This is a genomic window from Gordonia sputi NBRC 100414 (assembly GCF_000248055.1).
GTDB lineage: Bacteria > Actinomycetota > Actinomycetes > Mycobacteriales > Mycobacteriaceae > Gordonia > Gordonia sputi.
In genome coordinates this window covers 42,587-60,410 of record NZ_BAFC01000025.1, presented here as the reverse complement: position 1 = coordinate 60,410, position 17,824 = coordinate 42,587, and the positions used below count along the sequence as shown (strand labels likewise).

The 17,824-nt window shown below is 65.6% G+C and carries 21 protein-coding genes; 15 read left to right on the top strand and 6 right to left on the bottom strand.

The annotated features are described in order from the left end of the window. Position 1 precedes the first annotated feature (1 nt). From GOSPT_RS04230 to GOSPT_RS04205, 6 genes are all read left to right on the top strand, one after another. Positions 2-874 (top strand): DMT family transporter, encoded by an 873-nt coding sequence (locus tag GOSPT_RS04230; RefSeq protein ID WP_005203298.1) that lies wholly within the window; start codon positions 2-4, stop codon positions 872-874. 11 nt (positions 875-885) lie between these two features. Then, positions 886-1,299, top strand: coding sequence for a CoA-binding protein (locus GOSPT_RS04225; protein WP_039854736.1), 414 nt, complete (start codon positions 886-888; stop codon positions 1,297-1,299). Next, the gene (locus tag GOSPT_RS04220) at positions 1,299-2,042 is read left to right on the top strand and encodes a hypothetical protein (RefSeq protein ID WP_005203295.1); all 744 of its coding nucleotides are present in this window, start codon (positions 1,299-1,301) and stop codon (positions 2,040-2,042) included. The genes GOSPT_RS04225 and GOSPT_RS04220 overlap by 1 nt, the downstream gene beginning before the upstream one ends. An 81-nt stretch (positions 2,043-2,123) precedes the next feature. Continuing rightward, positions 2,124-2,576, top strand: coding sequence for a MarR family winged helix-turn-helix transcriptional regulator (locus tag GOSPT_RS04215; protein ID WP_051993741.1), 453 nt, complete (start codon positions 2,124-2,126; stop codon positions 2,574-2,576). A 33-nt stretch (positions 2,577-2,609) separates the two neighbouring features. Continuing rightward, the gene (locus tag GOSPT_RS04210) at positions 2,610-3,575 is read left to right on the top strand and encodes an isopenicillin N synthase family dioxygenase (RefSeq protein ID WP_005203293.1); all 966 of its coding nucleotides are present in this window, start codon (positions 2,610-2,612) and stop codon (positions 3,573-3,575) included. A 51-nt stretch (positions 3,576-3,626) separates the two neighbouring features. Continuing rightward, a complete protein-coding gene (locus GOSPT_RS04205) occupies positions 3,627-4,109 on the top strand; it encodes a hypothetical protein (RefSeq protein WP_005203292.1) in 483 nt (160 codons plus the stop codon). Between the two features lie 2 nt (positions 4,110-4,111). Here GOSPT_RS04205 and GOSPT_RS04200 read toward each other — a convergent pair whose 3' ends face one another. Together GOSPT_RS04200 and GOSPT_RS04195 are read right to left on the bottom strand one after the other, a co-directional pair. Next, positions 4,112-4,636, bottom strand: a complete 525-nt coding sequence (locus GOSPT_RS04200) for a DUF1697 domain-containing protein (protein ID WP_039854704.1) — start codon at positions 4,634-4,636, stop codon at positions 4,112-4,114. Between the two features lie 70 nt (positions 4,637-4,706). Next, positions 4,707-5,840: a citrate/2-methylcitrate synthase gene (locus GOSPT_RS04195; RefSeq protein ID WP_005203290.1), complete on the bottom strand. Its 1,134-nt coding sequence runs from the start codon at positions 5,838-5,840 to the stop codon at positions 4,707-4,709. Positions 5,841-5,894: 54 nt separating this feature from the next. Between GOSPT_RS04195 and GOSPT_RS04190 the strand changes: the two genes are divergently transcribed. Then, on the top strand, positions 5,895-7,124 hold the full coding sequence (locus GOSPT_RS04190) for a citrate synthase (RefSeq protein WP_039854703.1): 1,230 nt from the start codon (positions 5,895-5,897) through the stop codon (positions 7,122-7,124). A gap of 74 nt (positions 7,125-7,198) precedes the next feature. On the opposite strand, the gene GOSPT_RS04185 is transcribed toward GOSPT_RS04190, so the two are convergent. Then, positions 7,199-7,975 (bottom strand): methyltransferase domain-containing protein, encoded by a 777-nt coding sequence (locus GOSPT_RS04185; protein WP_005203288.1) that lies wholly within the window; start codon positions 7,973-7,975, stop codon positions 7,199-7,201. A gap of 69 nt (positions 7,976-8,044) precedes the next feature. Between GOSPT_RS04185 and rnhA the strand changes: the two genes are divergently transcribed. The 6 genes from rnhA (at position 8,045) to GOSPT_RS04155 (ending at position 12,291) form a co-directional block, all read left to right on the top strand. Next, positions 8,045-8,533, top strand: coding sequence for a ribonuclease HI (rnhA, locus tag GOSPT_RS04180; protein ID WP_039854734.1), 489 nt, complete (start codon positions 8,045-8,047; stop codon positions 8,531-8,533). Beyond that, the gene (locus GOSPT_RS04175; RefSeq protein ID WP_005203285.1) at positions 8,533-9,468 is read left to right on the top strand and encodes a D-isomer specific 2-hydroxyacid dehydrogenase family protein; all 936 of its coding nucleotides are present in this window, start codon (positions 8,533-8,535) and stop codon (positions 9,466-9,468) included. Before rnhA ends, GOSPT_RS04175 begins: the two co-directional genes overlap by 1 nt. Continuing rightward, a complete protein-coding gene (locus GOSPT_RS04170; protein ID WP_039854702.1) occupies positions 9,461-9,940 on the top strand; it encodes a gluconokinase in 480 nt (159 codons plus the stop codon). The genes GOSPT_RS04175 and GOSPT_RS04170 overlap by 8 nt, the downstream gene beginning before the upstream one ends. A 29-nt stretch (positions 9,941-9,969) precedes the next feature. Beyond that, a complete protein-coding gene (locus tag GOSPT_RS04165) occupies positions 9,970-10,437 on the top strand; it encodes a MerR family transcriptional regulator (RefSeq protein ID WP_039854700.1) in 468 nt (155 codons plus the stop codon). After that, positions 10,434-11,435, top strand: a complete 1,002-nt coding sequence (locus GOSPT_RS04160) for an aldo/keto reductase (RefSeq protein WP_039854698.1) — start codon at positions 10,434-10,436, stop codon at positions 11,433-11,435. Before GOSPT_RS04165 ends, GOSPT_RS04160 begins: the two co-directional genes overlap by 4 nt. Positions 11,436-11,499: 64 nt before the next feature. After that, entirely contained in the window at positions 11,500-12,291 is a 792-nt protein-coding gene (locus GOSPT_RS04155; RefSeq protein ID WP_039854733.1) for an SDR family oxidoreductase, read from the top strand. On the opposite strand, the gene GOSPT_RS24500 is transcribed toward GOSPT_RS04155, so the two are convergent. Then, complete coding sequence (locus tag GOSPT_RS24500; protein WP_267626561.1) at positions 12,271-12,393, bottom strand: hypothetical protein; 123 nt, start codon at positions 12,391-12,393, stop codon at positions 12,271-12,273. The genes GOSPT_RS04155 and GOSPT_RS24500 overlap by 21 nt on opposite strands. 44 nt (positions 12,394-12,437) lie before the next feature. Between GOSPT_RS24500 and GOSPT_RS04150 the strand changes: the two genes are divergently transcribed. Together GOSPT_RS04150 and GOSPT_RS04145 are read left to right on the top strand one after the other, a co-directional pair. Next, entirely contained in the window at positions 12,438-13,106 is a 669-nt protein-coding gene (locus GOSPT_RS04150; RefSeq protein ID WP_005203260.1) for a hypothetical protein, read from the top strand. Between the two features lie 24 nt (positions 13,107-13,130). Then, on the top strand, positions 13,131-14,060 hold the full coding sequence (locus GOSPT_RS04145) for a type IV toxin-antitoxin system AbiEi family antitoxin domain-containing protein (RefSeq protein ID WP_005203259.1): 930 nt from the start codon (positions 13,131-13,133) through the stop codon (positions 14,058-14,060). Here GOSPT_RS04145 and GOSPT_RS04140 read toward each other — a convergent pair. Both GOSPT_RS04140 and GOSPT_RS04135 read right to left on the bottom strand, forming a co-directional pair. Then, entirely contained in the window at positions 13,997-15,952 is a 1,956-nt protein-coding gene (locus tag GOSPT_RS04140; protein WP_005203257.1) for an ABC transporter ATP-binding protein, read from the bottom strand. The two genes, GOSPT_RS04145 and GOSPT_RS04140, sit on opposite strands and share 64 nt — an antisense overlap. Beyond that, positions 15,949-17,682, bottom strand: a complete 1,734-nt coding sequence (locus GOSPT_RS04135; RefSeq protein ID WP_039854731.1) for an ABC transporter ATP-binding protein — start codon at positions 17,680-17,682, stop codon at positions 15,949-15,951. Before GOSPT_RS04135 ends, GOSPT_RS04140 begins: the two co-directional genes overlap by 4 nt. Positions 17,683-17,824: the final 142 nt, after the last annotated feature.

The following is a 17,824-nucleotide window of genomic DNA, read 5'->3' as shown; positions in this document are numbered from 1 at the left end:
CATGTACATCATCGGCATCGTCGCGGCTTGCCTTGCAGCACTGGCATACGGACTTTCGACAGTCCTGCGTGCCAAAGGGGCACAAGAGGCGGCACAGGACTCCGGCAACAGCGGATCGGCGAGCGGTGCACTAGCGGCGTTGCGCAATCCGACGTTTCTCCTCGGCACACTGACCGTGATGCTCGGATTCGTCGGCGGAGCGGTCGCGGCGCGTTTCCTGCCGCTGTTCCTCGCGCAGTCGATCGTGGCGGGCAACCTCATCGTGACGGCGCTGTTGGGCACGGTGATGCTCCACACCGCGCTGCACGCCAAGGACTGGGCGGCGATACTCCTCGTCGTATTCGCACTGTGCGTACTGGGCGCATCGGCGTCGAAGGAGGCGTCGACACACGCCGACATGATGTTCCACTGGGCGCTCTTCGCGGTCACCACCGCGGTTGCCGTCTTCGGCGTCGCGGTCATGCGGATACTCGGAAGCCGCGGAGCCATCTTCGGCGGCGCAATCGCGGGTCTCATGTACGGCGCGCTGGCAGTTGCGGTGCGCGTGCTCGACGGCGTCTCCCCGTTCGACCCCCTCACGGTGCTGAAAGATCCGGCGGCGTGGACCATCGCGATCGCGGGTGCCATGGCGTTCTACATCCAGACCCTTGCGCTGCAGATCGGACCGGTCAACGCCGTCACCGCGGTGCTCGTCGTCGGAGAGACGGGTCTTCCCGCCATCGTCGGCGTGGTGTTCCTCGGCGACAAAGCCGTCGACGGATTGGGGTGGCTCGCGGCCGTCGGCTTCGTGTGCGCCATCATCGGGGCGTCGCTGGTTGCGTGGTTGACAAGCGAGGAAGGCGAGCAGCCCGCCGCGCAGGGAGCGCACACCTAGACTTGGACACCATGAGCACCGATGATGTCGCCGAACAGATCCTGCGCACCTTCGACACGATCACGGTCGTCGGGGCCAGCGCCAACCCCGCCAAGCCGTCGAACGGGGTTCCCGCGCTGATGAAGTCGCTGGGCTGGCGCATCATTCCGGTCAATCCCACTGCCGAGACGATTGTCGGGGAGACCGTCTACCCGACCCTCGCCGACGTTCCGGAGCAGGTCGATTTCGTCGACGTCTTCCGCCCGTCGGCCGACTGCCCGCAGATCGCCCGTGAAGCCGTCGCCGCGGGCGCGAAGGCGCTCTGGTTGCAGTTGGGGATCACGTCTCCGGAGGCGCGCGCGATCGCCGAGGAAGCCGGCCTGCTCTACGTCGAGGATCGCTGTCTCAAGATCGAGCAGCAGCGCACCGGGATCACTCCGAAGTAATGAACCACGGTCCGGCGGGACTACCACTGGCGCTGCTCTTCGTGGCGTTTCTGCTGACGTTCGTCATCACCCGCGTCATCACCCGCCTGATCCGCGCGGGTAGAGGACCGTTCCGCAACAATGTCTCCGGCGGCGTGCACATCCATCACGCGGTACCCGGGATCATCCTGTTGATCATCGGCGCCATCACCTCCGTGGCCGCCGACGGCACCGCGCCCGCCGGGGAGATCGCGGCAGTGCTCATCGGTATCGGGGCGTCGTTGGTGCTCGACGAGTTCGCGATGATCCTGCACATGCAGGACGTGTACTGGTCGCGTGAGGGACAACTCTCGGTGCAGGTGGTTGCCCTCACGGTGGCGGCACTCGGGCTCCTGCTGCTCGGTCTCAATCCCGTCACCACCGACGACGACGAATCGGCGCGGTTCGGCGCAGGCCATCTCGTCATTCTCGTGGTACTCGTCGTGCACATCGGCGTGCTGCTTGTCTGCGTGGCCAAGGGCAAGTATTCGACGGCGGTGATCGGCGCCTACCTCCCGCCGGTCGCGTGGATCGGCGCAATTCGGTTGGCGCGCCCCGGTTCTCGATGGGCACGCAAACACTATTCGAAGGCAAAACAGAACCGAGCCACGTATCGCGCCGAGCATTTCGACGCGCGGTTCGGCTCCTACGGACTCAAGCTTGCCGACCTTGTAGCGGGCAGGCCGTCGCAGCCCGACCCCGACGCGCCGAGCACCGCCACCTGAGCGCCTCGCCAATCGATAGCGAACGATTGAATATGACACACTGAATACGTGAGTTCGCAGGACACGGCCAATCCGCACGACATGGGCATCAATCCGCTGCTCCTGGAGCGGCAGGTCTGTTTCGCGTTGGCCGTGGCGAATCGTTCGGTGCTGCGCATCTATCGCCGACTGCTCGAGCCGCTCGGCCTGACGCATCCGCAGTATCTGGTCATGCTCGCGCTCTGGGAATCGGAACCGAGGGCGGTCAAAGAGATTGGCGCGGTGCTTCAGCTCGACTCCGCCACGCTCTCACCGCTGCTCAAGCGACTCGAACAACAGCAGCTCATCGTGAGACGACGTCGCGGCGACGACGAGCGCAACGTCGACGTCGAACTCACGTCGTCGGGGCGTGCTCTGCGTGAGCAGGCGTTGTCGATTCCCGGAGCCGTCGTCGATGCGCTGGGCGTCGAGCTGGCTGATCTCGAAGAGCTGCACGCAGTGTTGACCCGCGTCAACACTGCCGCGGTCGCGGCGGCGAGGGTGCCGAGCGCGTAGGAGCCGAATTGCGCTCGGGTAGATAATGGACCGATGGGTCTACCGATCATCGACCTCTCCACGGCAGCTTCCGATCCCGTGGGATTCGAATCCGCGCTCCTCGACGCGACGCACCGAGTCGGCTTCTTCTACCTCGTCGGACACGGCGTCCCGCAACAGCAGATCGACGAGATCTTGGCTCTGGCCAGGCGTTTCTTCGCGCTTCCCGCGCAAGCCAAGGAGGAGATCAGCCAACTCGAGAGCCCTCACTTCCGCGGTTACTCGCGCCTCGGCGGAGAACTCACCAACTCGCAGGTCGACTGGCGCGAACAGATCGACATCGGCCCCGAGCGCGACGTGATCGAGAACGCTCAGGGATATTGGAATCTGCAGGGGCCGAACCTGTGGCCGTCTGCCCTTCCGGAGCTGCGTCCCGCGTTCGAAAAGTGGGACGCAGCGCTGTCGGGGGTCGGGCTCGAGCTGTTGCGTCACTGGGCGCACGCACTCACCGGCGACGCGACCGTCTTCGACGACGCCTTCGCGACGGCACCGGCCACCCTGATCAAGGTGGTGCGCTATCCGGGCACCACCCAGACATCGCAAGGCGTTGGCGCACACAAGGATTCAGGCGTTCTGACACTGCTGCTCGTCGAACCGGATTCGACAGGCCTGCAGGTCGAGGCGGGCGCAGACGAGTGGATCGACGCGCCGCCGCTCGAGGGCGCCTTCATCGTCAACATCGGAGAACTGCTCGAGGTCGCGACGGGGGGCTTCCTGCGGGCGACGCGACATCGGGTGCTCGCCCCGGCGCCGGGCACCGATCGGATCTCGATCCCCTACTTCCTCAATCCGGCGCTCGACGCCCGGGTCCCGACGCTCGCCCTCCCGCCCGACCTCGCGCAACTCTCACGCGGTGTCGAAGAGGATCCGGCCAATCCGCTCTACTCGACGTACGGCGAGAACGCGTGGAAGTCGAGGACACGCGCGCATCCCGACGTCGCGGCGCGTCACCACGGCTAAGGTCGGACTTATGTCCGTGTCGGGTGAGGTGTCGGTGCAGGGAGTCCAGTCATGAACGCGGTCGCGTGGATCGTCATCATCGTGACCATCGTGGTCGCGTTGATCATTCTGGCGGGAGCGGCGTGGTTCGCCGTCGACTCCGACAAGCGGGTTCGACGCTTCGCCCGCTCCAACGACCTCATCCCCGGCCAGCCGAGCCGCGCCCCGGATGACTGGACGACGTCGACCTCGCGGGAGGCTCGGATGCACCGTCGAATCCGCTACGCGATTGCCGACGTGCACCAGAACCCGTGGATCGCCAACGACGCCGGCCTGGTGGCCGAGCGCGACCGCCTCGACGCAGCCGTGTTCGACTTGGACGACAAGCTCATTCACGCCTCGACGCTCCCCGAGGAGGGGCGGGAGTCGGAGCTCGAAGCGATCGATGCCGCCATCGTCGAACTCGAGGAACTACCGAAGAAGCTGTGGGAGACGCCCGCCGAGCAGCAGCGCAGCGATATCGACGCCGCGATCAGCACCATCGGGCGCGTGTGATCTCAGGCGGTCAACTCGATCAGCTTGCGGACGGTGCGTAGGTTGCGACCCGTGCCCTGTACGCCGAGTCCTCGGGCGATCACGGGTGCCGTCAGCTTCGAGGTGCCTGCGCCCTCTGCGTAGCGGATGTGCAGGTCGGAGCCGACGACCTCACAAAGATCATTACCGAAGTCCTTGTCCGAGAACGCTTTCAGTCGGTCCTCCGGTGGCGCGTCGACCAGAAAGTAGACGTAGGAGAACTTCTCGTCGGCGACGTCGAACGGGTGCGCGTCAAGGGCGGTGACGAGCTCATCGCGGGAACGGCTGATCACTTCACGGAAGAATCCGTAGCGCTGCTCGATTGCCGCCTCGAGTGCTCGGTCGAAATGATGTGAGGACGCCGGTGGCGTGCAGATCAGGTTGCCCGAAGCGATGTAAGTCGAGATGTCGGTTGCCCCGAGATCGCCTGCGATGCTGCGCAATTCCTTCATCGGAACCTTCGCGCCACCGACGTTGATGGCTCTGATCAGCACTGCTCGACGTGTCATGTTTACAGTGTTGCACCGACTTCAGGGCCCGGTAAGCGTCGTTGGTCCTGACTCGCCGTCCGCTCGTGGGTCACCCAACCGTAGGAGCGGGACCCACGTACCGCGCCGCCGGCCGAATGATCTTGCGGCTGTTGGCCTGTTCGAGGATGTTGGCCGACCAGCCGACCGTGCGACTCACGGCAAAGGTCGGCGTGAACATCGATCGTGGAATGCCGCAGGCGTCCATCACCACCCCGGCGTAGAACTCGACGTTGGCGTAGCGCGGGTGGTCGGGGTGGGCTTGCGCAAGCGCCTGGACGATGGCTTGCTCGGCGACGATCGCGGCGTCGACCGTCGGTCCGCCGAGACCTTGCGCGACCTCGCGCAACAGCACCGATCGGGGATCTTCGGTGCGGTAGACGGCGTGTCCGAAACCCATGATTCGACGACGCTGCGCCACCTGCTCGCGCGCCCACGTCAGGGCGTCGCCGTGTGCGACGATCTCGTCGAGGGAGTCGAGCGCGCGATCGGGCGCGCCGCCGTGTAGCGGACCGGAGAACGCGCCGAGTGCGCCGCATAGTGCCGCGTGGACGTCGGCTCCCGTCGACGCGATGACGCGCGCGGTGAAGGTCGAGGCGTTGAAGCCGTGATCCATGGTGAGGATGAGGTACTGCTCGACGGCGCGGGCGTGCTCCCGCGATGGCTCGTCGCCGGTGATCAGGTAGAGCCAGTTGGCCGCGACGCCCAGGTCATCTCGGGGCGCGAGCGGCTCCTGACCTGTGCGAATGCGGTGCAGCGCCGCGAGGATCGTCGGCGTGAGCGCGGTTGCGCGCAGTGCGTCGAATTGCCGCGTCTGTGCGTCGGAATCCCAGAGGGGCCGCACGCCGAAGGTGGGGCCGAGCGCCGACATCATCGTGCGCAGGCCGGTCAGGAGTTCACGCTCGCCACCGAGCATTGCCGACGTCGCCAGGATGCCGGAGATCTCGTCGGGGAGTGTGCGCAGCGCTCTGGTCGCCGTAACGAAGGAGTCGAGTTCGGCCGCGTCGGGTAGGTGTCCGTGCACGAACAGGAACCACACCTCGTCGAAGGTCTTGGTGCGTGCGAGGTCGACGGCCGAGAACTCCCGGTAGTGGTAGAAGCCCTCGTCGCCACGGACGTCACCGATTTCGGTGTCGGCGACAACGACATTCGCGAGGCCCGCGGGCGCGATCAGCACATCAGTCATGGGTGCAACGATCACCCCTTGGTGCATCATCGTCAATGTTGATTCAATCAATATGTGCAACGCATTCATCGACGCCGCTGGCCCACCCCGGTGCGCCATGACGGACGCGACTACCTGACCACAGAACAGGTTGCAAAGGTTTTGGGCGTCAAGGCATCAACGGTCTACGCCTACGTCAGCCGCGGGCGGTTGCAGAGTCAGCGGATCGACGGTGTCTCGGGGAGCGTGTTTCCGGTCGACGAGGTCGAGAAGTTGTTGACCGAAGGCCGTCCACGGCCGCCGGCGGGCGTCGTCGAACGCATCCGGACGCAACTGTCCTATCTGCACGACGACCGGCTGTACTACCGGGGACACGACGTCGGCGACCTGGCGCGGGACATGTCATTCGAGCAGGTGGCGGCACTGTTGTGGGAGCAATCGTGGCCAGATACTCCGCCAGGAGTGGTCGGCGATGTGCCGGGGCGAGTCGACGCCGCGCTTGGCCCGACCGCGCGAGGTCTTGATCGAATCCGGCTGATCGTCGACCTCCTCGGAGCCGACGACGCGCGCAGGCATCAACTCGATCCCGCAGCGGTGGCCGACAAGGCGGTGACGATTCTGGAGGCGATCGTCGGAACCGAAGTCGTCGACGATTCTCATGTCGGCGTTGATGGATTCGCGGCGCGGCTCTGGCCCCTTCTGTCAGACGAGCCCTTGACGCCGGAGCGGGTGGGGATGCTCAATGCGGCGCTCGTGCTGCTCGCCGACCACGATCTGTCCGCGGGAACGGTCGCAGCCCGCGTTGCGGCGAGCGCGAGGGGAAGCGTGTACGCGGTGATCAGTGCGGGCCTCGGCGCGTTCGACGGTCCGATGCACGGCGGCGCAACGACTTTCGCGTACCGGTTTCTTGCCCAAGCTCTCGACGATCCGGAGTCGGTTGTCGGTGAACGCTTGCGCATGGGCGATCGGATTCCGGGTACCGGGCATGTCGTCTACCGGCAGAGCGACCCGCGCGCGGTGACGTTGATGGAAATGCTGCGGGACGCGGGTGACGGGGACCCGCGTGTGATGAGAGCGGTGTCGAGTGTGATGGGTGCGCTGGGGTCGTCGACATTCGTCAACTCGGACTTCGCGTTGGCCGCGCTCGCCCTGAGCTATCGGATGCGCCCCGATGCCGCGGAGACGATCTTCGCCGTCGCGCGGATGGTCGGGTGGACCGCGCACGCGCTCGAGGAGTATGGCGAGAAGCGGCTGCGGTTTCGGCCCGAGGGCGTGTACACGGGCGTGCGGCCGGTGGGGGTGTGATCTCGACAAGCTCGATCAGCGGGGGCGGGCTCGATCAGCGGGGGGGGCGGGCTCGATCAGCGGGGGCGGCTCGATCAGCGCGGCAGAACGGCCACGGCGAACGTGCGGCGGTAGGGCAGCACCGTGCCCCAGTCGCGGGCGGGGTAGGCGGCGCGGAGTCGGCGCTTGAGCTCTTCGCTGAAGTCGTCGCGCAGTTCGTCGGGTAGCGCTTCGAGGAAGGGGCGGGCGCCGGTGCCGGAGATCCAGTCGAAGACCGGGTCGTCGCCCTTGTCCTTGAGGACGTGCAGATACGTCGACTCCCACGCGTTGACCTCGAAGCCGCGCTCGGCAAAGAAGTTGAGGTAGAAGTCGGGTGCTAGCCACGGCAGCCGCCGGACATCGCCGCAGTACTGCGAGTAGGGCTCCTCCTCGGCGAGTTCGTTGAGGCTGCGGTACGTGGCCGCGCCGGTGTTGTTGGGCACCTGGATCGCGAAAGCACCGCCGTCGTTGAGATGGGGCAGCAGTCTCTCGATCGCGACTTCCTGATCGGGGACCCACTGGAACACCGCGTTCGACAAGAACAGGTCGACGGGTTCTGGAGGTGTCCACTCGGTGAGGTCGGCGACGTCGTAGTTGGCCAACCCGTCCATGTTCTCGCGGATGGCCTCGGTGATCATCTCGGTCGAGGCGTCGATTCCGAGAACCAGGGCTTCCGGCCAGCGTTCGCGTAGGTGCTTGGTGTGCTGCCCAGGCCCGCATCCGAGGTCGACGATGGTCGACGGATTGGTCGGCACCTCGGCGATCAGATCGAGGAAGGGGCGGGCACGAGCGTCGGAGAATTGTAGGTATCGACTCGGATCCCAGACCGGCATGCAACCAACTCTATGCAATTCACAGCGATCATGGCAGTGGGTAACCTGGGAGGAGTGTCAGAGACTCTCGTGAACGATGATGACAACGCACTGGTGACGGCCGCATCGGCCGACGCGGATGTCGTCGAAATTTCTACCGACGGCGCCTGCCTGGGCAATCCCGGGCCGGGCGGATGGGGTGCGGTCCTGCGATACCGCGGCCACGAGAAGCAGATCTCCGGCGCTGAACCCGATACCACCAACAACAAGATGGAACTGACGGCAGCGATCGAGGGCCTCGCCGCACTGACCAAGCCGTCGACGGTGATCCTCTACACCGACTCGAGTTACGTCCGAAACGGCATCACCAAGTGGGTGAGTGGCTGGCAGCGAAACGGGTGGAAAACCGCAGACAAGAAACCCGTGAAGAATGCAGATCTGTGGCGCCGCCTCGTGGAGGAGGAGAAGCTGCACAAGGTGACCTGGAAATGGGTGAAAGGTCATGCGGGAGATCACTACAACGAGATCGCTGACACGCTGGCAACATCTGCCGCCAAGAAACTCGCTGGACGTGAGTGATGAGTTCGTCTGCCTCGCAAACTGATTCGACGATCACGGTCGCCGTCCTCCCCGAACGTGATCAGCACATCACCGCGGCGCTCGACGACGTCGGTGCGACGCAAACCGACCTCGACGCCGCGCGAGTCCTGATCTGGCTTGGCGGAGCGTCGGGATTCCCCGATCTCCCCGACACCGTCGAATGGGTGGCGTTGAAGACGGCGGGGATCGAAGAGTTCGTCTCCGCAGGCATTCTCGACGACAAGCGTGTCTGGACGAACGCGTCGGGCTTCTATGCGGAGAACGTCGCCGAGCACGCACTCGCGCTCCTGCTCGCCGGGCTGCGGCAGATCAACTCATCGGTGCGGTGGGGTTGGGACAAAGACCACATCGATCCCGCGGTGCGCACACTGCGCGGCGCGACCGTGGCGATCATCGGGGCCGGCGGTATCGCGAGATCGCTGATTCCACGCCTGAAGGCTTGTGGCGCTTCGGTTCTCGCGGTGAACCATTCGGGACGTGAGGTCGACGGCGCTCAGCGCACGCTGCCGTCGTCGCGGATGGATGAGGTGTGGTCGTCGTGCGATCACGTGGTCCTCGCCGCGCCGTCGACTCCGGAAACCCATCACCTGGTCAATGGAAAGGTGTTGGCGCAGTTGCCCTCCCACGCGTGGGTGGTCAACATCGCACGCGGGCCGCTCGTCGACCAACAGGCGCTGTACTGGGCGCTCAAGGGGCATGAGATCGCGGGTGCCGCACTTGACGTGACCGATCCCGAACCGCCCGCGCGCAACGATCCGCTGTGGTCGCTGTCGAACGTGATCATCACACCTCACATCGCCAACCCGGCGTCGGGTCTCACCCGCGAACTCGCGCCGTGGATCGCGGAGAACCTCCGCCGATTCCGCGCAGGAGAAGACCTCGTGTCGACCGTGGCGGCTGGTCACGATTACTGAGTCGCCCATCGTCGTCTGCGGGGTGTCAGGGTGCGGGAAAAGTACTGTCGGACTGGCGCTCGCCGCACGTCTGGCGGTGCCGTTTGTCGATGCCGACGATCTGCACCCGGCCGCCAACATCGCGAAGATGGCCGCGGGACATCCACTGACCGACGCCGATCGCTTGCCCTGGCTCGACGTGGTCGGTACCTGGCTCGCCGAGCACGACGACGGCGTGGCCGCCTGTTCGGCGTTGCGCCGTGCCTATCGGGATCGACTGCGCGGCAGTGCTCCCAGGGCGTTCTTCGTGATGCTCGCCCTCGGCAGAGACGCGGCACATGCGCGCGTGCACGGGCGGCGTGATCACTTCATGCCTGCTGCGCTCATCGACTCGCAGTTCGCCGCGCTCGAACCACTCGGACCCGACGAGCAGGGGATGATCGTCGACGCCGCGCTGCCGCTCGACGTGATCGTCGATCAGGTGTTGCGTTAGAGCGCGCTCTAAGGCCTAGCGTTGCTGTCATGAGTACAGATCACCTCATGAGCAGGGCGTTGGCCACGTTGAACGAACTCGACGGTCCACTGTCGGTCGAGGTCATCCACCGCCTTGTCGAAGCCGACGAGATCGACGAACCGCTGACCATCGCACAGACCGCCGCGATGCTCGACGTCTCGGCGCACACACTGCGGTACTACGAGCGAATCGGACTCGTCGACGTGCCCCGCGACGCGTCGGGAAACCGGCTCTACGACGCCGACGCCGTGCGCAGACTCGTCTTCGTGACACGAATGAGACTGTCGGGCATGGCCATTCGCGACCTCCAGCACTACGTCGAACTCGTCGACGAGGGCGACGACACCGTGCCGGAGCGGCTCGAGATGCTGCTAGAACACCGCGACACCATTCGACGCCAGATCTCCGAACTCACGCTGTCGCTGGCAGCAACCGAATACAAGATCGCCACCTACGGCGGAAGGACTCAGCCATGACTGCATCAACAGACTCGACAACCCGGAACCGCAGGCGCATCGGTTCCCTCGAGGTCTCACCGCTCGGATTGGGTTGTATGGGAATGAGTTTCGCTTACGGCGAGGCCGACCAGGACGAGGCGAGGGCGACGCTGCATCACGCACTCGATGTCGGGGTCAACCAACTCGACACCGCCGACGTCTACGGCGTGGGCGCCAACGAGGAACTGCTCGCGCAGGTTCTGGCCGACCGGAGAGACGACGTGGTGCTCGCGACCAAGTTCGGTATCGAGATCGATCCCGAAACCGGTTATCCCAACGGCGAAGTCGACGGTTCGCCGGAGTACCTGCGGTCCGCCGTCGATGCCTCGCTGCGACGTCTCGGCGTCGACACCATCGACCTCTACTACCTGCATCGCGTCGACCCGAAGCTGCCGATCGAGGAGACTGTCGGGGCGATGGCAGAGTCGGTGGCCGCCGGTAAGGTTCGCGAGCTCGGGATCAGCGAGGCCAATGCCGACACCCTGCGTCGCGCAGCGACGGTGCACCCCATCGCGGCATTGCAGTCGGAGTGGTCGTTGTTCAGTCGCGACGTCGAATCGTCGGATGTGGTTGCCGCGCGTGAACTGGGTGTCACGATGGTGCCCTACAGTCCGCTTGGTCGCGGCATGTTGACGGGATCTGCTGCGGCAGTGCAGGTTTCCGACGGTGACTTCCGTTCGACGCTCCCGCGGTGGCAGGCCGAGAACCTCGACCACAACCTCGCTCTCGTCGACGAGGTACGCACCGTGGCAACCGAGGTCGGCGCCACGCCGGGTCAGGTCGCGTTGGCGTGGCTGCTGGCTCAGGGTGACGACGTCGTCCCGATCCCCGGCACCAAGCGCACGCGCTACCTCGACGAGAACCTCGGCGCGCTGTCGGTGGAATTGAGTTCAGATCAGCTCGAGCGATTGTCGACGCTGCGCCCCGCAGGCGACCGCTACCCCGACATGAATTGGGTGGCGGGCCGGTCGTCGTAGTTCATACCGCGCCTCTTTGCCAAAATCTAGAACGTGTTGCAGTTCTGTGGCATTGTCGGGAGTCGTGATCCTGGACAGATTCCGACTCGACGACACCGTCGCGATCATCACGGGTGCGGGGCGCGGCCTCGGAGCGGCGATCGCTGTCGCGTACGCCGAGGCGGGCGCCGATGTGGTGATCTCCGCGCGCAGCGAAAGCGAACTGGAGAAGGTGGCCGCCGAGGTCGCCGACCGAGATAGGCGTGCGCGCGTCGTCGTCGCCGACCTTTCCGATCCCGACGCTGCAGCGGCGCTCGCGCAGACCGCCGTCGACACGTTTGGACGGCTCGACACCGTCGTGAACAACGTCGGCGGCGCGATGCCACGACCGCTGCTCGACACCTCACCGAAGAATCTGAGCGATGCGTTCGGTTTCAACGTCGCCAATGCTCATGCGCTGGTCACGGCTGCGGTTCCGAGGGTGTTGGAGACCGCGGGCTCGGGATCGATCATCAACATCACTTCTGCTGTGGGGCGGCTGCCGGGCCGGGCGTACGCGGCATACGGCACGGCCAAGGCCGCGCTCGCGCACTACACGCGGCTCGCGGCGATGGACCTCAATCCGCGCATCCGGGTCAACGCGATCGCGCCCGGGGCGATCCTGACGTCGGCCCTCGACATCGTGGCCGCCGACGACACCATGCGGACCGCGATCGAGAACGCGACACCGATGCGCCGTCTCGGCGAGCCCGAAGACATCGCCGCCGCGGCCGTCTACCTCGCGTCACCTGCCGGTGCCTACGTGACCGGAAAGGTGCTCGAGGTCGACGGCGGAATCATCGCTCCGAACCTCGACCTACCGATCCCCGATCTGTAGGACGCGCGGCTCAGGAGGCGACGAGTCGTGGTTGTCGGCCAGCCAACTCTGCCAGTCATCGACGGTGTCGAACAGCAGCGTCGGGGCGTCGGCTTTGGCCATGTTGACACGGTAGTCGGGGCCCGTGACGTGGGTACTGTTGTCTCATGGATCAGTTCCTGCACTTCGCGGGCGATTACTGGTGGCTGATATTTCCGATCGGTGGAGTCGCCGGTGGTTGGTTCGGTTCGCTCGCGCGGTACAACGAGAAGCGTCGACGCGACAAGATCGAACTCGCCCGGGTCAAGGCGAGCGCGCAGACCGAACAGCTACGACTCACCCAGGCCGACAAGGCGTCCGTCACCAAGGTGCTCGAGAAGCACGACGCGATAGATCAGCGATGGTTCGGGTACGAACTCGACCTGGCGACGCTGATCGAGTTCCCCATGATGACCGACATGCGTGAGCCGCTGACGCTCGCGTTCCATCGCGCGAAGATCCGCGCCGACGACCTGCGCCCGACGTCGGCCGACCAGAAGCTGGACCCACTCGAGTTCGAGCGCTACCGCGACGCCGTCGGCGACTACGAGGCCGCCTTCGACGCAGCAGAGCGCGAGGCGCGGCGTCGGAAACAGTCCGACTTCTCGCCCGTCGAGCGCGAATCACTCGACCGCGCGCGCAAACTGATCTCCGTCGCCGCCGACGCCGCCGCCACGCCCGCCGAACGCCAGGCCGCCTACCGCAAGGCGCGCCAGGAGCTCGACGGACTCATCGACATCCCCGACGTCGCCGCCGCCCAGATCGAGCAGCGAATCGCGGGCGAGCTGGAGCGCTGAAACGGCCGCTGCGTCGAGTAGCGATTGGGCTCGTCGGATCGGCAACTCACGCGCGCCGTCGACGCGGGCACCCTCGTGCGAGTGTGGCCCGGCGCCTACGTGCTGCCCGACAAGAGCCGTACGCCGGAGGTCAAGCATCGGCTGAAGGCCGTCGCGGCAACGCTCCTATCCGAATCCGACGTACCGCTGAGTCATCAGTCGGCGGGAGTGCTCCACGGGATGTCGCTGCTGTTCCCCGATCTCGCGCGGGTGCACTTGACCACTGGGCACAAGACCGGCGGACGCATCGAAACCCAGCGGCATCTGCACTCCGGTCGGCTGGGGCCCGACGACGTCACGGTGATCGACGGCATCGTGGTGACGTCGCTGGAGGTCACCGCCGTCGACATCGCGTGCAGCGGCAACTTCTACCAGGCGCTGGCCGTGCTCGACTCCGCGCTGCGACTCGGTGCCGATCGCGAGAAGATGTCGGCGCTCCTCGATTCTCGACGCCGCGGAGTTGCCGTTGCCCGCAAGGCGCTTGCGTTCGCGAGCCCACTGGCCGACAACGCGGGCGAGTCGTGGGGAAGAGGTCAGATGATCGTCGCCGAACTGCCGATTCCACGACTGCAGCGGGAGTACTTCGACGCCGACGGCGAGTTCGTCGCCAAGGTCGACTACGACTGGGAGGGCAAGCTCGTGGGCGAGTTCGACGGGATGCGCAAGTACACCAAGGATCTGGGCGACGACGAGACCGCGCTCGACGTGATGAAGCGCGAGAAGGCCCGCGAAGATGGCGTCAGGCGCCTCGGGCCGATGGTGATCCGATGGGTGTGGGCCGATCTACGAAAGAACCGCGTGGTGCCGATGGTGCGAGAGTGGCTGGAGCGCTTGGAGATTGCCGGGCAAGGTCAAGCCTCCGAGTCGACGGCCCCGGCGAACTGGCTGCGGTACAGCCGGCAGTACGCGCCCTGAGCGGCGAGCAGCCCGTCGTGGGTGCCCTGCTCGACGATGTGCCCGTCTTCCATCACCACGATGACGTCGGCGTCGCGGATGGTCGAAAGGCGGTGCGCGATAACGAAACTCGTGCGGTCGGTGCGCAGCGCGGCCATCGCTTTCTGGATGAGCAGCTCGGTGCGGGTGTCGACGGAGCTGGTGGCCTCGTCGAGAATCAGGATGGTCGGGCGGGCGAGGAAGGCGCGCGCGATCGTGATGAGCTGTCGCTCACCGGCACTCACGCCGCCGCCTTCGTCGTCGAGCATTGTCTCGTAGCCGTCGGGCAGGATGCGGACGAAGTGGTCGACGTGGCTCATGCGCGCGGCCTCGAGGACCTCCTCGCGCGATGCCGTGGGGTCGCCGTAGGCGATGTTCTCGTAGATGGTTCCGCCGAACAGCCACGAGTCCTGCAGCACCATTCCGGTGCGCTCGCGCAGGTCGTCGCGGGTCATCTCACGGGATTCGACGCCGTCGACGGTGATGGTTCCGGAGTCGACGTCGTAGAAGCGCATGATGAGGTTGACCAGGGTGGTCTTTCCCGCGCCGGTCGGTCCGACGATCGCGACCATGTGACCGGGACGTGCGACGAGTGAGAGGTCGTCGATGAGCGGTTTGTCGGCGACGTAGCGGAACGAGACGTCGTCGAATTCGATGAGCCCACGGTCGTGCTCGGGCGTCTTCGGGTTCTTCGGGTCGGGGGTCTGTTCGTCGGCGTCGAGGATGTCGAAGATGCGCTCGGCCGACGCCACGCCGCTCTGCAGCAGGTTGACCATCGACCCGATCTGCGTGAGCGGCTGCGTGAACTGACGTGAGTACTGGATGAACGCCTGCACCTCGCCGAGGCTCAACGCGCCCGATGCCACGCGCAGTCCGCCGACGACGGCGACCGCCACGTAGTTGAGGTTGCCGAGGAACATGATCGTCGGCATGACGGTGCTCGAGATGAACTGTGCACGCCAACTCGACTGGTACAGCTTCTCGTTGCGCTCGTCGAATTCGGATTCGACGTCGGCCTGACGATTGAACGCGGTCACCAATTCGTGCCCGGTGAACGCCTCTTCGACCTGGGCGTTGAGCTTGCCGGTCGACGACCACTGCGCCAGGAAGTGCGGCTTGGAGCGCTTGGCGATCAGCGCGGTTGCGCCCGCGGCCAGCGGCACGGTGACAAGCGCGATGAGCGCCAGCAGAGGCGAGATCCAGAGCATCATCACCAGGATCGCGATCACCATCAGGACGGAGTTCAGCAACTGGGAGATGGTCTGCTGCAACGTCTGTGACAGATTGTCGAGGTCGTTGGTGACGCGACTGAGCAGATCGCCGCGCGCGGTGGCGTCGTAGTAGCTCAGAGGGAGGCGGTGGATCTTTGCCTCGACCTCTGCGCGCAGATGCTTCACGGTGCCGACGACGACGATGTTGAGCAGATAGGCACCGAGCCACGACAACAGCGCCGAGCCGACGTAGAGCGCGAGCACGATCAACAAGACGCGGCCGACGTCGCCGAAGTCGATGCCCACACCCGGGGTGACGTTCATCGAGTTCACCATGTCGGCGAGGGTGCCGTTGCCGCGCTCGCGCAGCCCCTCGACCGCCTGCGCCTTGGTGGTCCCCGCGGGAAGCATCTTGCCGACGACGCCGTCAAAAATGATGTTGGTGGCGTCGCCGAGCACTCGTGGTGCGAACGCCGTGAGGATCACCGATCCGATGATCGACAACACGACGACGCTCATCGAGGTCCGGTAGGAGAACAGTAATCCGATGAGCCGCTTGATCGACGGGCCGAACGACCGCGCCTTGGCCACGACTGGTCCCGCAGCCATCGGGCCGCGGCCTGGCCCCGGGGGAGCGGGGGCTGCGCCGCCTGCGCGGGTCATGCAGACTCTCCGATCGCGAGCTGAGACTCCGCTATTTCGCGGTACGTCTCGGAGGTCGCGAGAAGTTCGTCGTGCGTGCCGATCCCGACGATCCGACCGCGATCGAGTACGACGATCTGCTCGGCGTCGACGATGGTCGAGATGCGCTGGGCGACGATGATGACGGCGGACTCCGACGTCGCGGGTGCGAGTGCGGCGCGTAGGCGTGCGTCCGTGGCGACGTCGAGGGCCGAGAACGCGTCGTCGAAGAGGTAGACCGACGGTTTGCGCACCAGCGCACGGGCTATGGCGAGGCGCTGACGTTGACCACCCGATACCGTGGTGCCGCCCTGGGAGATCGGGGTGTCGAGGCCGTCGGGCATACGCTCGACGAAGTCGGCGGCCTGCGCGATGCGCAACGCCTCCCAGACCTCCTCGTCGGTGGCGTCGGGTTTGCCGTTCCGAATGTTCGACGCGACGGTCCCCGAGAACAGGTATGGGCGCTGCGGGACGAGGCCGATGGCATCGCGCAGGGTGTTGGGGTCGAGGCGTCGGACATCGGTGTCGCCGACGCGAACCTCACCGGCGGTGACGTCGATGAGTCGTGGCACCAGACCGACGAGTGTGGTCTTGCCGGAGCCGGTCGAGCCGACGATGGCGGTTGTGGTGCCGGGCTCGACGCGAAAGCTGATGTCGGACAGGACGGGATCGTCGGCACCTGGATAGCGGAACTGTGCCCCTCTGAACTCGACAGTGGACGGTTGCGCGGCGAAGGGCACCGGATCTTGTGGTGCGCCGACGGAGGTCTCGGTGTCGAGGACCTCGCAGATGCGCTCGGCACAGACTGTTGCGCGCGGCGCCATCATTGCGAGGAACGACGCCATCATCACCGACATCAGGATCTGCATGACATAGGTGATCATCGCGGTCAGCGCGCCGATCTCGATGCTGCCGTCGGACACCAGATGGCCGCCGAACCAGATGATCGCGACGATGGTGACGTTCGTGATCAGCATGACGGACGGGAACATCAACGCCTGCATCCGGCCGACGCGCAGCGTGGCCTGGGCGAGGCTGTCGTTCGCGGTGGCGAAGCGGTCGATCTCGTAACGTTCGCGCACAAACGCACGGACCACTCGGATACCTGTGATCTGTTCGCGCAGAACACGATTGACCGCGTCGATGCGCTCCTGCATCGCGCGGAAGCCGGGGATCATACGCGCGATGATGACGCCCATCGCGACCGCGAGAACCGGCACCGCCACGACGAGCACCCACGACAACTGTGACCCGACCTTGATGCCCATGATGATGCCGCCGATGCACATGATGGGCGCCATCACCAGGATGGTGGTGCTCATGACGATCAACAACTGCACCTGCTGGACGTCGTTGGTGGTGCGGGTGATCAACGACGGCGCACCGAACGTCCCCATCTCCCTGGCCGAGTAGGTGTTGATCCTGTGCAACAGGTCGTGTCGGATGTCGCGTCCGGTCGCCAGTGCAGCCCGTGAGCCGAAGTACTGGGCGATGATGGTGCACACGATCTGGGCGATCGTGATGACCAGCATGACCGCACCGACGCGCAGGATGTACGACGTGTCGCCCTTCGCGACGCCGTTGTCGATGATGTCGGCATTCAGCGTCGGCAGGTACAACATGGCCACCGTCGCGATGAGCTGCAGTATCACGACGGCGAGCATGTGCCAGGGATACCGCGAGAGGTATGTCCGGATCAGGCGGGTCAGCATGTGGCGCTCACCTGATTGACGGTAGCAACGGGGCGTTCTCTCGGCGAATGGTTTGCCGGCGGCTGCAGCTCGGACCGCAGGGTCACCGGATGCGTGGGGGGTGTGGATCGAGCGCTGCTCACGCAGCAACGGTGCCAGGCGC

Coding starts and splice junctions, on each gene's coding strand:
- GOSPT_RS04230 (WP_005203298.1), top strand. CDS start 2: ATGTACATCATCGGCATCGTCGCGGCTTGCCTTGCAGCACTGGCATAC.
- GOSPT_RS24500 (WP_267626561.1), bottom strand. CDS start 12,393: ATGGCCAAAGCCGACGCCCCGACGCTGCTGTTCGACACCGTCGATGAC.
- GOSPT_RS04210 (WP_005203293.1), top strand. CDS start 2,610: ATGGGTCTACCGATCATCGACCTCTCCACGGCAGCTTCCGATCCCGTG.
- GOSPT_RS04185 (WP_005203288.1), bottom strand. CDS start 7,975: ATGCCGGTCTGGGATCCGAGTCGATACCTACAATTCTCCGACGCTCGT.
- GOSPT_RS04140 (WP_005203257.1), bottom strand. CDS start 15,952: ATGACCCGCGCAGGCGGCGCAGCCCCCGCTCCCCCGGGGCCAGGCCGC.
- GOSPT_RS04215 (WP_051993741.1), top strand. CDS start 2,124: ATGGGCATCAATCCGCTGCTCCTGGAGCGGCAGGTCTGTTTCGCGTTG.
- GOSPT_RS04165 (WP_039854700.1), top strand. CDS start 9,970: ATGAGTACAGATCACCTCATGAGCAGGGCGTTGGCCACGTTGAACGAA.
- GOSPT_RS04150 (WP_005203260.1), top strand. CDS start 12,438: ATGGATCAGTTCCTGCACTTCGCGGGCGATTACTGGTGGCTGATATTT.
- GOSPT_RS04205 (WP_005203292.1), top strand. CDS start 3,627: ATGAACGCGGTCGCGTGGATCGTCATCATCGTGACCATCGTGGTCGCG.
- GOSPT_RS04225 (WP_039854736.1), top strand. CDS start 886: ATGAGCACCGATGATGTCGCCGAACAGATCCTGCGCACCTTCGACACG.
- GOSPT_RS04135 (WP_039854731.1), bottom strand. CDS start 17,682: ATGCTGACCCGCCTGATCCGGACATACCTCTCGCGGTATCCCTGGCAC.
- GOSPT_RS04160 (WP_039854698.1), top strand. CDS start 10,434: ATGACTGCATCAACAGACTCGACAACCCGGAACCGCAGGCGCATCGGT.
- GOSPT_RS04175 (WP_005203285.1), top strand. CDS start 8,533: ATGAGTTCGTCTGCCTCGCAAACTGATTCGACGATCACGGTCGCCGTC.
- GOSPT_RS04195 (WP_005203290.1), bottom strand. CDS start 5,840: ATGACTGATGTGCTGATCGCGCCCGCGGGCCTCGCGAATGTCGTTGTC.
- GOSPT_RS04200 (WP_039854704.1), bottom strand. CDS start 4,636: ATGACACGTCGAGCAGTGCTGATCAGAGCCATCAACGTCGGTGGCGCG.
- GOSPT_RS04220 (WP_005203295.1), top strand. CDS start 1,299: ATGAACCACGGTCCGGCGGGACTACCACTGGCGCTGCTCTTCGTGGCG.